The sequence below is a fragment of the Pseudomonas sp. GW821-FHT09E04 genome (assembly GCF_059416185.1).
Map to the genome: position 1 here is coordinate 43,368 of NZ_JBWKOR010000001.1, position 12,487 is coordinate 55,854.

Genomic DNA, 12,487 nt, shown 5'->3' on the forward strand with positions numbered 1-12,487 from the left:
TCGCCGAAACGGCATCAAGAGCGCTTTGGTGAAGCCGTTGAACACGGATTGTGAGCAATTCGAGTTGCTCGCTGCCGCTTTGAGCGGCAGCGAACCGTTACGCGGTCGCGTCGAAAGCCTCGTGATACTTCACGACACCGACCGGCAACTCACCGCCAAACGCCAACGCCTGAAAATACTCCGCCGGAATCCCCGGCAACTCCAGACCTGCATGGGCCTTGTAGCCGAAGCGGCCGTAGTAGCCCGGATCGCCAAGCACCACGCAGCCAACCCCGCCAATGCGCTGCAACTCCGCCAGCGAGGCTTTCATCAGCGCCGAGCCGATGCCTTGCTGCTGGCGGGTCGGGCACACGGAGATCGGGCCGAGGCCATACCAGTCCTGTGTTCCGGAGGAAATCGTCACGGGTGAAATGGCGACATGGCCGACCACCGTGTCGTTCTCGACGGCCACCAGCGAAACGCTGAGCTGACCGGCGCGGCGCAAGGCGTTGACGATGAATTGTTCGGTGTGGCTGGAGTGTTCTTCGTGCTGGAACGCGGCCTCGGTGATTCGGGCGATGGCGTCGATGTCTTCGGGGCGTTCGTTGCGGATTGTGATGTTTGTATTCATGCGTTCTCGGGTATCCCGGTCGATCAGGGTTCGAAGGGTGTCGAACAGCGGATCGGCGTTGGTGTATTGCTTGCCGTAGGCCAGGTTGAAGCCATAGTCGAAGTCTGGCGGATTCTTTCCTTGAGTGTGTTGTAAAAGTGTTTCCAGCTTGTCGAGGGCCTTCACGGCTTTGGCTTCGGGGGAACTGGCGTTTTCGTAGTCGTCCCAGAGCGCGAGGATTTCGTTTCTCAGCGCGTCGTCCAGGGAACGGGTGAGCAGCAGCAAGTCGTTGCGCTCCTGTTCTCCCTTGTCGGGAAAATCGGCTTGATCGACCGCCGGGATGTCACCGTTGATGGCTTCGCCGAGGTCGTGGATGACGCACATTTTCAGGACTTTCAGCACGTCGAGCCCGGCCAGGTCATCGGCGAACACGATCGCCATCAGGCACAGGCGCCAGCTGTGTTCGGCGGTGCTTTCGTTGCGACCGGAGGAGGTGTGGGCGCTTCTGAGGACGTCCTTGAGCCGTTCTGCTTCGCGCAGAAAGTCGAGGCGTCCCTTGATTTTTTCGAGGTTCATACGGTGGCCGGGATAAAGAGAGCAGGGCTCAAAGCCTAGGCCCGGCCTCGATCATCGTCCACGCATAAAATATGCGGCACGCGGCCTACAGCGTTTCCACCAGCCGTGCGGCGGTGCCGTCCGAAAGTGCGATCCGCGTCCAGCGGCAAAGACTTTCGCGGATGGGGACAAGGGTTGAATCATTGTTGCCGGTAACGAATTCCAGTGCCGGCGGCGCCTGGACTTCTCGCCAACCGGCGTCATCCAGCAAGGACTCCTTGTGCTGGATTTGCGCCGTCGCAAAGCGCCACAGCGATTGCCCCAGCAGATCGCTCAGCGGACTGCTGAACTGCGCGGCGCGGGCCGGGGAACAGGCCAGCAGGCGATGAGTCAGATCGCAGACCAGGTGAACCGGGCGTGCACTGTCCGTAACCAGTCGTGCGAGGGCCTGATCGGCCGCGCTGTCGAGTCGTGCTGCGAGCAAAGTCTCGAGTTGTCTGTGCGCCTCCGGGTCCATTGCCTGCATGCCGCTTTCCCAACGGGAAATCGTCGACTGGGTGACCTTGAACAACTCGGCGGCATGGCTCTGCTTGACGCGGTGCAGCACGCGCCAGCGGCGCAGGGCGATGCCGGGCAGGCTGGGCTTCAACAAGGTGTCGGGCATGGCGATGGATCGCAAAAGGAAGGCGAGCCGACAGTCTGAAGACTGTCGGCTCGTGCTGCAAATCGACGCGATATCAGGTCATTCCGGGAGCTTGGCGATTACCTTGATCTCGAACTGAAAGCCATACAGCCACGTCACGCCGACCGCCGTGATGGTTGGATGCGGCGCCTCGCCCCAGAACTCGGGCACCACTTCCCAGATGGTTTCGAAGGTCGATTGCGGGTCGACCATGAACACGGTCACGTCCACCACGTCATCAAAGCTGCCGCCGGCCGCGCCGAGAATCGCATTCAGGTTGGTGAAGGCCAGGCGCACCTGTTGTTTCAGATCTGGCTCGGGCGAGCCGTCCTCAAGACTGCCGACCTGGCCGGAGACAAACAGAAAACCGTTGGAGCGTACGGCCGGCGAATAGCGGTTGCGCTCGTAAAGGGCATGGCGTCCGGGCGGGAAAACCACGTCGCGTTTTGGCTGGGTGTTGGTCATGGAGTGTCTCCTTCAATGGGTTGAAAACCTGTGATGGAGAAACTCTAGGGACTTGCCTCGGCGCGATAAACGCGCAACCTTGGTGATCACTGTTTGTAAATCCCAAACAATCGAGCCGCTATTAGAGGTGGGTGATGGACCGTTTTGACGCGATGCAAGCCTTCGCCCGGGTGGTAGAGGCGGGGAGTTTCACCAAAGCCGCCGAGACCCTGCACATGAGCAAGACCACCGTGACCCATCTGGTGCAGCAGCTGGAGGCACGCCTGCGGGTCAAGTTGCTCAACCGCACCACGCGCAAGGTCAACGCCACGGCGGACGGCGCAGCCTATTACGAGCGGGTGGTCAAGTTGCTGGCGGACATGGACGATGCCGAAACCAGCCTTCCCGGCGCGTCAGCCCAGCCCAAGGGTCGCTTGCGGGTCGATGTGCCGAGCCCCTTGGCCAATCTGATTCTGGTGCCGGCGCTGCCCGAGTTTTGCGCGCGCTATCCGGAGATCCAGATCGACATGGGCGTCAGCGACCGGATCGTCGACATCATCGATGAGAACGTCGATTGCGTGGTGCGCGGGGGCGAGCTGCGGGATCAGTCACTGATGGCCCGGCGGGTCGCCGATCTTGAGCTCGGCGTGTATGCCGCGCCGAGCTATCTGGCCCGTGCCGGCACCCCGGCGCATCCCCGAGAGCTGGAAGACAGCCATCACCGAGTAGTCGGTTTCCTCTGGGCGCGCACCGGCAAACCCGTACCTTACGCCCTGCACAACGAGCACGAAGATCTGCAGATCAAGGGCCGGCACGTGCTGGCCGTCGATGACGGTAATGCCTATCTGTCGGCGGGCCTCGCGGGGCTGGGCGTGTTGTGGCTGCCCAAGTACATGTCCAAAGCACACGAGGCGAGCGGTAATCTGGTGCCGCTGTTCGAAGACTGGCGCCTCGATCCGATGCCGCTCTATGTCGCGTACCCGCCGAACCGTCACATCAGCCGCAAGCTGCGGGTGTTCATCGATTGGATCGCCGAGGTAATGGCCCGCCACGCACCGGTCATGGATCGCTCAGGTTCGCCAGCAACCACTCGGTAAAACTGCGGGCCATCGGATCGCTTTCGCTGTCGCGGTGGGTCAGCAGCGCCCAGTTCGGGCCGCGAATGGTGTCGTCCACCAAGGGCTGCAACAGCCCGTCGGCCCTGGCCTTGCGGCTGAGCAACTGGCTGACCAGCGCGATGCCGAGCCCGCCGCACACCGCGTCCAGCAACAGGCCCGGATCGGAGAAATTCAGGCCCTGATCCTGCTGGCCGACGTCGATCCCGGATTCCACCGCCCAATGGCTCCAGTCCATTTCCCGCTCGCCGTGCAGTGTTGTCCGCTGTGCGGGTGGCACCGTCAACAGACTTGGATGACACGCCGGATACAGTCGATCCGCGTGCAGCACTTTGAAGCTGCATTCGGCCTGGGAGCTGATGTCGTCGCGCACCGCCAGATCGATGGTCTGGGTCGCCATCTCTGGCACTTCGTCGGTGCTGAAAATCCACAGGTCCACATTCGGGTGCTGGCGGCGGAAATCCCCCAGCCGTGGCAACAACCAGTGCCGCGCGAACGCCGGCGTGGTGTTGAGCACCAGTTGATTGGGTTTCTGGTATTGCCCCAGCCGCCGAATCCCTACCGACAGTTGCTGCAGCATCGCCTGAGTGGTGCTGAGCAGATCGTGGCCGGCGTCGGTCAGGCTGACGCTGCGTCCGCTGCGGAAAAACAGCGGCTGCTCCAGGTACGCCTCAAGGCTGCGAATCTGCTGGCTGATGGCCGATTGCGTGAGGCTCAGTTCCTCGGCGGCTTTGTGAAAACTGCCCAGCCGCGCGGCCGCTTCGAAGCCGCGCAACGAACTGAGGGGTGGCCAGTGTTTCAGCATGATCGATAAGTTCCTCTAATCAGTTTTCCGCTAAATCCATCGTTTGTTTGCCCGTAAGGCCGCCATTAGCATGCACGTCAACGCCGCCAAGGCTGTTTTCATTGAACACAATGGCTTAACTCAAAGGGCTTTTTACCATGCAGCAGAACAAAAACAACAACAGCGGTTGGATGATGCCGGCAGAGTGGGTAACGCACGCGGCGACCTGGATGGTCTGGCCACACAATCAGGCCCTGTGGGAGTCGGGCTGGGGCGTGACCTTGCCGTTGGTGCAGGAAGATTTCGCTCGCGTCGCCAACGCCATCGCCCGGTTCGAACCGGTGAAAATGGTTGTCGATCCGTCGGCCATCGCCCGTGCCAAAACCTTGTGCGGGCCGAACATCGAACTGATCCCGCTGGCAGTCAACGACAGCTGGTGCCGCGACTCCGGCCCAAGCTTCGTGGTTCATCCGGAGCAAGGTCTGGCCGGTGTGAGCTGGCGCTTCAACGCCTGGGGCGGCAAATCGGCCCACGACCTGGACGAAAGCCTGGCCCGTCGCGTGCTCAATCACCTGGGCGGCGAGTGCTTTGGCACGGCGCTGAGCAACGAGGGCGGCGCGATCCACGTGGACGGCGAGGGCACGTTGATCACCACCGAATCGGTGCTGCTCAACCCCAACCGCAACCCCGGCGTGAGCAAAGCCGAGATGGAAGAGATCTTCAGTCGCCTGCTCGGCGTGAAGAAAACCATCTGGCTGCCGGGCGATCCGGATTACGTCACCGGCGACATGACTGACGGCCACGTCGATGGCGTCTGTGCCTTCGCTCGTCCCGGCGTGTTGCTGGTGGACGCTACCCATGATCGCAGCTCGGTGTACGCCGAAGTGGTGCGGGAAAACCGTCGCGCACTGGAACTGGCCACCGACGCCCAGGGCCGTAAATTCGAGTTGATCGAACTGTATGAAGCCACCGATGCGGTGGACACCGAAGCCGAAGTCTTCTGCGCCTCGTACACCAACTTCTACATCGCCAACGGCGCGATCATCATGCCGGCGTACGGCATCGAGGCCGACCATGTCGCGGCAGAAACGCTGGCCAAGGCGTTCCCGGGCCGTGAAGTGGTGCCGGTGCAGATCAATCATCTGGCCCATGGCGGCGGCGGTGTGCACTGCATCACCCAGCAACAGCCAGCCTGGCCGGTGGAGGGTTGATCGATGACGTTGCTGAAAGTCGCCACTACCCAGATGCCGTGCACCTGGGATCTGAAAAGCAACCTCGATCGCGCCGAGCAGTTGGTGCGTGAAGCGGCCGCACAGGGCGCACAAGTGATCCTGTTGCAGGAGCTTTTTGCCACGCCGTATTTCTGCATCGAGCAGAGCCACCACCATATGGCGCTGGCCGAGGAGTTCCGCGACAGTCAGGTGCTGTCGCGGTTCGCCGCGCTGGCTCGGGAACTGGGCGTTGTGTTGCCGCTGAGTTGGTACGAGAAGGCCGGCAACGCTTACTTCAATTCCCTGAGCGTGGCCGATGCCGACGGGCGTCTGTTGGGTGTGTACCGCAAGACTCACATCCCCAACGCCATCGGCTATCAGGAGAAGGAATATTTCAGCCCCGGCGACACCGGTTTCAAAGTCTGGGACACCGCGTTCGGCCGCCTCGGCGTGGGTATCTGCTGGGATCAGTGGTTCCCGGAGACCGCCCGTTGCCTGGCCTTGATGGGTGCCGAAGTGCTGCTGTTTCCGACCGCCATCGGCTCGGAACCGGGCTGCGCGGATCTGGATTCGCGGGACCACTGGCAGATGACCATGCGCGGCCACGCCGCTGCCAATCTGTTGCCGGTGATCGCGTCCAACCGCGTTGGCCGTGAAGTGGCGGGCACCGATGCGACGCTGCAAATGAATTTCTACGGTTCGTCGTTCATCTGCAACCACAAGGGAAAAATGCTCGCCGAAGCCGACCGCGCCAGCACCGGTGTCTTGGTGCAAAGCCTGGATCTGACAGCCATGCGTGAAGATCGCCTGAGCTGGGGCATCTACCGCGACCGTCGTCCGGAAATGTACGGCGCCTTGTTGAGCCAGGACGGCCGTCACCTTAACGCCCGCTGGAATCCTCAAGGAGTCTGATATGCAAATCTCACACAAGTGGTTGCTGGGCGCTCTGGGCCTGGCGCTGGCTGGCCTGATGCCGGCCGTGCACGCCGAAGACAAGACCCTGCGGCTGTACAACTGGGCGGATTATTTCGCCGAAGACACGCTGACAAAGTTCACCGCCGAAACCGGGATCAAGGTGATCTACGACGTGATGGACGGCAGCGAAACCCTGGAGGCCAAGATGCTCTCCGGTGGCAGCGGCTACGACCTGATCTTCCCCGGCGACACGGTGGCCGAGCGGCTGATGCGTGCCGGCAGCCTGTTGCCGCTGGATCCTTCGAAGGTCACGGCGATGAACGACATCGAGCCGGGCCTGCAAAAGCTGCGCAGTCATTACGAGCATTCGAACAAGGCCACGGTGCCGTACACCTGGGGCACCATCGGCCTGACCTACAACGCCGAGCAGATCAAGCAGCGCATGGCCGACGCCCCGGTCAACAGCCTCGACATGCTGTTCAAACCGGAACTGGCCGCCAAGTTTGCCGATTGCGGGATTTCGATGATCGACTCGCCGGACGAAGTGCTGGCCGTGGTGCTCAATTACCTGGGCCGCGACCCGCGCAGCGCCAAGCCTGCGGATCTGGCGGCGGCCAGTGACTTGCTGATGAAGCTGCGGCCGCACATCCGCAAGTTCCAGTCGCAACCGGTCACCGATCTGGTCAACGGCAACCTGTGCCTGTCCCTCGGCTACAGCGGCGACATGACCCAGGCCCAGCGCACCTCGGACAGTGCCGGCAAACAGACCCGCTTCCAGTACCGCGTTCCCCGCGAGGGCACCACGGTGTGGATGGACACCATGGCCATTCCGGTCGATGCCAAACACCCGGAGTACGCTTATGCCTTCATCAACTTCGTGATGCGCCCGGAGAACATGGCCGCGATCAGCAATTTCACCGGTTACCCGACCTCCAACGCCAGGGCCCGGCCAAACGTGGATGAGGCCATGCGCAACAACCCGGACATCTACCTCGACGAAGCGACCTATGCTCGTCTGATACCGGGCAAGGACATTCCCCAGGCCGACATGCGTGCCCGCATGCGCACCTGGACCAAGTTCAAGACCGCCACTGCAAAGTGATTTTTCCGGGCCGCTTCGGCGGCCCCTTACACCACAGGAACGTACACATGCCGACTCGTCGCGAGTTCATCAAACAGGTTTCAGTCGCCGCCGGCGTAGGCGCTGCCGTCATGGGCCTCGGCCTGTCCCCGGCGCGGGTGCTGGCGGCCAGCGAAGGTCGCTGGTTCATGCCCGACGAGGGCGACAAACACGAACGCGCCTACATGGCGTTCGGCGCGCAGGACGCGATCTGGGAAGATTTCACCGAAGACGTCCAGGAAGCGCTGGGCCGGATCGCCCGCGCCATCGCCCGTTATGAGCCGCTGACCATTTACTGCCGCAGCGGCGAACGCAGCCTGGCCGAAGAGATTTGCGGCACCTCCAACATCACTTACCAGATCGCCAATCTCGACGACATCTGGATGCGTGACATCAGCGCCAACTTCGTCATCGATGACAAAAGCGGCCTCGGGGCGGTGGACTTCAATTTCAGCGGCTGGGGCAACAAGCAGCAGCACTCCAAAGACGCGAAAATCGCCAAACGAGTGGCGCAAGACTCGCAAGCGACCTACATCCGCAGCGAACTGGTGGGCGAGGGCGGCGGCATTGAGGTCGATGGCCACGGCACCGGGATCATGACCGAAAGCTGCTGGGTCAACAGCAACCGCAACCCCGGCTGGAGCAAGGCTGATGTCGAGGCGGAACTGAAGGCACGCCTGGGCCTGCGCAAAATCATCTGGCTGCCGGGCATCAAGGACAAGGACATCACTGACGCTCACGTCGATTTCTACGCACGCTTCGTCAAGCCCGGCGTGGTGATCGCCAACCTCGACACCGACCCGAAGTCCTACGACAACAAGGTCACGCTGGCGCACCTGGAGATCCTGAAAAAGGCCACCGACGCCGACGGTCGCCCGCTGCAGATCCACACCGTGTCACCACCGCTGAAGCCGCGCAAAACCAAGTTCAACAAGAACAACGACGACTTCGCGGCCGGTTACATCAACTATTTCGTCATCAATGGCGCGGTCATCGCGCCGGAGTTTGGCGACAAGGACGCCGACAAGAAGGCCTTCGACCTGCTCAAGCAGCTCTACCCGAACCGCGACGTGGTGCAGATCAACATCGACGCCATCGCGGCCGGTGGTGGCGGGATTCACTGCGTGACCAGTCACCAGCCGGCGTAAGGGCCGCGTTCAGCGAAACCGTGGGGGAATCGCCTCGGCAAAGGGATAGAAGTCAAACCACGGTTTGGCTTCTTCAAGGACCTGTTTGAAAGCGGGGCGCTGAACCAGCCGCTCGAAATAGGCATTCAAGTGGCCATGGTCGCCGGGGAACGGCACCAGCGTGCTGGCGTAAAACAGGGCCGGGCTCGCGGAGCAATCGGCCATGCTGAAGTCCGGGCTGGCGATCCACTGACGGGTCGCCAACTGACGTTCGAGCATGCCGTACGCGGTGTTCAGCAGGGTGCGCTGGCTGGTCAGGTCGCCGTGTCGGTCGTGGATGCGGTCGGCGACAATCTGCGACATCGGCGTCATCACGTAGTTGTCGAAAAACCGGTCCCAGAGGCGCACTTGCAGGGCGGTGTCCCAATCGTCGGGGATCAGCCGGCCAGCGCCGGCATGGTAGTGATCCAGATACTCGATGATCACGCTCGACTCCGGCACGCTGCGCTGGCGGGCACGATCATGCAGCACCGGGAATTTGACCAGCGGCCACAGAGCCCGCAGCTCAGCGCGCTCGGCTTCACTGGAAAGGTCGATGACACGTTTGTCGAACGCGGTGCCGTGTTCGTAAAGGGCGATCAACACCTTGTGGCAATAGGACGACAACGGATGGTAATAGAGGGTCAAGTCCATGGTTCAACGCCTCGCGTTGGTGGTGAAAAGCACTACACAGGTATAGCGCGCCTGCGCACGGCCATGCATTTGATTTCCACCAGCAGCCCGAACGCTGAATCGGGTCACTTCGCGCGAAAGTACCGGATCAGGTTGACCGATTTTGTGAACACCGCGTAAGCCACCGCTGCGATCATGAGTCCGGCGATGGCCGGGCCGACCGCATTGAGGCCGGTAATGAGCAGCATGTAGAGCGACAGCATCAGTATCAGCACGACATAACTGGCGAGTGTCTGTCTAAAGAACGCCAACAGCAGCGGGATGAATGCCACTGCCACCGAGTGGATGGCCACCGCCTGCAAAATCTCGATTATCAGATACGAGAAAGCATCTTCGCCGCTTGCTTGCGTGGCGATCAGCCAGGATTCGTTCATCAGCCAATTCAGGCCGCCAACCACCATCAGGCTCATGACGACAATCAGCGCCATGTTTTTTGCTCGGCTACTCATTGGTCTTCATTGCGCCCATGAGCGGCCGCCGCCAGTTGTTCGGTATCCACCCGAACAAACACCGAATCACCCACCGCCGTCAGCACCTCCCCGGCGTAGACTTCGCAGATCACCCGGCTCTTGCGTCCGACTTCACCTTCTACTCGGGCCTTCAACGTCAGCGGCACGCCCATCGGTGTCGGCTTGATGAACTTGATGCCGAGGTTGCCGGTGACGCAGTTGATGCGCGGCAGGCTTTCGGCTTCACGCCCTTCAGCGCGGTAGTGATAAGCCATCGCCGTCCAGTTGGAATGGCAGTCCACCAGCATCGCGATCAGGCCGCCGTAGACCAGCTCCGGCCAGCCGCAGTATTTGGCTTCGGGGATGTGCTCGGCCATGACGTGCACGCCGTCCTCGTGCCAGAAACTCTTGATATGCAAGCCGTGCGGGTTGCTGCTGCCGCAGCCGAAGCAGACGCCGTCGGGGGCGACGGTGTCTTGCAGGGAAGTGTCGAGGGTGGACATGCCGGGGTCATCCTTAAACTGTTAGCCGAACCGGGCGGATTCTAACCCCGAATAAAGGATGAAGCGTGATTTAGTCCGGCGCCAGATCCCCATACCAGTAGGCCGCCGTGACACCACCATCCATGAGGAAGTCGCTGCCGGTGATGAATGTGCCCTCGGGTCCCATGAGCAATGCGCCGACTGCTGCCACTTCATCCGGTGTGCCGCCACGCCCGGCGGCGCTGCGTTCGATCATGCGCCGGTAGCCTTCACCGCGCGGGCCGTTCAACTCATCCCGGGCCAGTGGCGTGAAGATGATGCCCGGGCTGATCGTATTGACCCGTGCACCCCGTTTACCCCAACGCACGGCCTCTGCCATGACCCGCAGCGAATTGCCGCGTTTGGAGGCTTGATAGGCGTGCAACGGGTCGCTGATGCGCTCGGCCGACAGCATCGGCAACGCCAGCAGTTCCTCGGTCGGTGTCGTGGCCAGCGCCTTGTTCTGTTCAGCGCTCAGCGCCGGCAAGCGGTGACCGGATTGCGAGGCAATCACGATGGCCGAACCGCCGGCAGCGATGACCTGGCCGAATTCCTCCAGTACGACGGCCGTGCCGTACAGGTCGACGCGCAAAATGGTTGCGGCTGACGCTTGCGAGGGCGAGACCCCAGCCGCATGAATCACCCCGCTGATGTCACCGAGGGCGGTAGCGGTCCGGGCCAGCGCTTGCACCGAGGCGCGAGAGGCGACGTCCACCACGGTGGTGGTCACGTCGAAACCTGCATCGAGCAAGACCTTTGCTGCTGCGTCCGCGTTTTCCTGCTTGAGATCGGCCAGCACTACATGCTTGCCGGCACTGACGCGCCGGGCAATCGCCTGGCCGATGGCGCCCGCACCGATCACCACGATTACTTTCGCTGAATTGTTCATGGGTTCATCTCACGTGAGAGCCGGATTCCCGACGAGGTGAACGACTCTATATTGCTGCTGATTGCTCAACAATATAGGGTTGGCTGCATGCCTTAGTGAGGGATTTTCATCAATGTTGCGCGCAGATCTGCCGGGCCTTACCGCCTTCATCGCCATTGCCGAACAGCGCAGTTTCAGTGGCGCCGCGCGGGTGTTGGGAGTGTCTTCGTCGGCGCTCAGCCATTCGATGCGCAATCTGGAGGCGCGCCTGGAAATGCGCCTGTTCAACCGCACGACGCGCTCGGTGTCGCTGACCGAGGCGGGGGAGCAGTTGCTCAACGGGGTTCGACCGTTGATGAATGACCTGGCGAACGTGGTCAACGAGGTCACATCCGCCCGGATCAGCCCTTCCGGGTCGATCCGTATCAGCGCGTCAGAGTCATCGATCCGGCCGCTGATTCGCCACGTGGTTCCTGAGTTCATTGCCCGATATCCGAACATCCACATCGAGTTCGTGGCCGACGCTGCGCTGCAAGACATTGTCGGCGACGGTTTTGATGCCGGCATCCGGCTGATCGATGATGTGCCACGCGACATGATCGCCATCCGCTTCGGGCCCGACGTGTGTTTCGCTGCCGTGGCCTCGCCGGATTACCTTCAGCAGCATCCGGCACCACAGGTGCCGCAGGATCTCAAGGCCCATCGCTGCATTCGCTTTCGCTTCGCCGGTGGTGGTCTGTTTCGCTGGGAATTCAAACAGGGCGAACAAAGCGTCAGCCTGGATGTGGAAGGTCAGTTGACGATGGACAACCTCAACCTGATGGTCGAGGCCGCGCTGGCCGGTGCGGGAATCGCCTGGGTGCCGCAGTCCCTGGTGGCGGAGGCTCTGCAGGCCGGACGGTTGGTCCGTTTGCTGGAACAATGGAGCCCGAATTACTCCGGGCTTTGTCTGTATTACCCGGCCAACCGTCATCCGCCCACCGCGCTACGATTGTTCGCTCAGGCAGTGCGGGACTGGGCGAGCCAGGGTGTGTCGTAGCTTTGCGTCAGATCAACAACCCCGGCGTATCGCGGCGCATCAGCTACGTTGCGCGAGGTTGCGTTGAAACTCTTCGAAGCTGCACGGCAGCGTCGTGGTTTTGCGTTTTTTCGACTTTTCGCGGTCGTCCGGCAGTTGATCGCTCAGCTCCCAGACCTCGAGCATCTTCGCGTATTCGAAGGCGTGGCGCGGGTCGGTCTGAATCCATTGCTGGAATTCCAGGCGCTCGTCAGGCGTGCAGGTTTCGTCTTGCAGGCGCAGGCACCAGTGCGCCGCTTGCGTCAGGATTTGATCGTCTGCGTCGTTCATTGACGGGTTCCAGAATGGCCGAAGCGA

The 12,487-nt window shown here is 61.7% G+C and carries 15 protein-coding genes and 1 pseudogene; 6 read left to right on the top strand and 10 right to left on the bottom strand.

The annotated features are described in order from the left end of the window. Positions 1-97: 97 nt before the first annotated feature. The 4 genes and pseudogenes from AC07N4_RS00230 to AC07N4_RS00245 form a co-directional block, all read right to left on the bottom strand. Positions 98-610 carry a GNAT family N-acetyltransferase gene (locus AC07N4_RS00230; RefSeq protein WP_493065187.1) on the bottom strand — a complete coding sequence of 171 codons (513 nt, stop codon included), beginning with the start codon at positions 608-610 and terminating at the stop codon, positions 98-100. Further along, positions 608-1,165, bottom strand: a pseudogene (locus AC07N4_RS00235) (HD domain-containing protein); the annotation flags it as partial. The pseudogene AC07N4_RS00235 and the gene AC07N4_RS00230, both read right to left, overlap by 3 nt. A gap of 85 nt (positions 1,166-1,250) precedes the next feature. Beyond that, positions 1,251-1,808, bottom strand: a complete 558-nt coding sequence (locus tag AC07N4_RS00240; RefSeq protein WP_493064641.1) for a helix-turn-helix domain-containing protein — start codon at positions 1,806-1,808, stop codon at positions 1,251-1,253. Positions 1,809-1,886: 78 nt separating this feature from the next. After that, positions 1,887-2,291: a RidA family protein gene (locus AC07N4_RS00245; RefSeq protein ID WP_493064642.1), complete on the bottom strand. Its 405-nt coding sequence runs from the start codon at positions 2,289-2,291 to the stop codon at positions 1,887-1,889. A 134-nt stretch (positions 2,292-2,425) separates the two neighbouring features. Here AC07N4_RS00245 and AC07N4_RS00250 point away from each other — a divergent pair, with 134 nt between their 5' ends. Then, the gene (locus AC07N4_RS00250) at positions 2,426-3,367 is read left to right on the top strand and encodes a LysR family transcriptional regulator (protein WP_493064643.1); all 942 of its coding nucleotides are present in this window, start codon (positions 2,426-2,428) and stop codon (positions 3,365-3,367) included. On the opposite strand, the gene AC07N4_RS00255 is transcribed toward AC07N4_RS00250, so the two are convergent. Continuing rightward, positions 3,330-4,190: a LysR substrate-binding domain-containing protein gene (locus AC07N4_RS00255; protein ID WP_493064644.1), complete on the bottom strand. Its 861-nt coding sequence runs from the start codon at positions 4,188-4,190 to the stop codon at positions 3,330-3,332. The two genes, AC07N4_RS00250 and AC07N4_RS00255, sit on opposite strands and share 38 nt — an antisense overlap. A gap of 137 nt (positions 4,191-4,327) precedes the next feature. Here AC07N4_RS00255 and AC07N4_RS00260 point away from each other — a divergent pair, with 137 nt between their 5' ends. The 4 genes from AC07N4_RS00260 to AC07N4_RS00275 are packed head-to-tail and all read left to right on the top strand — an operon-like array spanning position 4,328 to position 8,563. Then, on the top strand, positions 4,328-5,380 hold the full coding sequence (locus AC07N4_RS00260; protein ID WP_192560652.1) for an agmatine deiminase family protein: 1,053 nt from the start codon (positions 4,328-4,330) through the stop codon (positions 5,378-5,380). A 3-nt stretch (positions 5,381-5,383) separates the two neighbouring features. Then, complete coding sequence (aguB, locus tag AC07N4_RS00265) at positions 5,384-6,292, top strand: N-carbamoylputrescine amidase (protein ID WP_273536499.1); 909 nt, start codon at positions 5,384-5,386, stop codon at positions 6,290-6,292. Position 6,293: 1 nt separating this feature from the next. Continuing rightward, entirely contained in the window at positions 6,294-7,397 is a 1,104-nt protein-coding gene (locus AC07N4_RS00270; RefSeq protein WP_493064645.1) for an extracellular solute-binding protein, read from the top strand. A gap of 47 nt (positions 7,398-7,444) precedes the next feature. After that, positions 7,445-8,563, top strand: a complete 1,119-nt coding sequence (locus AC07N4_RS00275) for an agmatine deiminase family protein (protein ID WP_493064646.1) — start codon at positions 7,445-7,447, stop codon at positions 8,561-8,563. A gap of 9 nt (positions 8,564-8,572) precedes the next feature. Here the strand turns inward: AC07N4_RS00275 and AC07N4_RS00280 are convergent, their stop codons facing one another. From AC07N4_RS00280 to AC07N4_RS00295, 4 genes are all read right to left on the bottom strand, one after another. Next, entirely contained in the window at positions 8,573-9,235 is a 663-nt protein-coding gene (locus AC07N4_RS00280; RefSeq protein ID WP_493064647.1) for a glutathione S-transferase family protein, read from the bottom strand. Positions 9,236-9,339: 104 nt separating this feature from the next. Continuing rightward, positions 9,340-9,702: a hypothetical protein gene (locus AC07N4_RS00285; RefSeq protein ID WP_493064648.1), complete on the bottom strand. Its 363-nt coding sequence runs from the start codon at positions 9,700-9,702 to the stop codon at positions 9,340-9,342. Positions 9,703-9,719: 17 nt separating this feature from the next. Beyond that, positions 9,720-10,226, bottom strand: a complete 507-nt coding sequence (locus AC07N4_RS00290; RefSeq protein ID WP_493064649.1) for a PaaI family thioesterase — start codon at positions 10,224-10,226, stop codon at positions 9,720-9,722. Positions 10,227-10,296: 70 nt separating this feature from the next. Further along, positions 10,297-11,133, bottom strand: coding sequence for an SDR family oxidoreductase (locus AC07N4_RS00295; protein ID WP_493064650.1), 837 nt, complete (start codon positions 11,131-11,133; stop codon positions 10,297-10,299). A gap of 112 nt (positions 11,134-11,245) precedes the next feature. Between AC07N4_RS00295 and AC07N4_RS00300 the strand changes: the two genes are divergently transcribed. Then, positions 11,246-12,151: a LysR family transcriptional regulator gene (locus AC07N4_RS00300; RefSeq protein WP_493064651.1), complete on the top strand. Its 906-nt coding sequence runs from the start codon at positions 11,246-11,248 to the stop codon at positions 12,149-12,151. A gap of 39 nt (positions 12,152-12,190) precedes the next feature. On the opposite strand, the gene AC07N4_RS00305 is transcribed toward AC07N4_RS00300, so the two are convergent. Then, the gene (locus tag AC07N4_RS00305) at positions 12,191-12,460 is read right to left on the bottom strand and encodes a FecR/PupR family sigma factor regulator (RefSeq protein ID WP_493064652.1); all 270 of its coding nucleotides are present in this window, start codon (positions 12,458-12,460) and stop codon (positions 12,191-12,193) included. Positions 12,461-12,487: the final 27 nt, after the last annotated feature.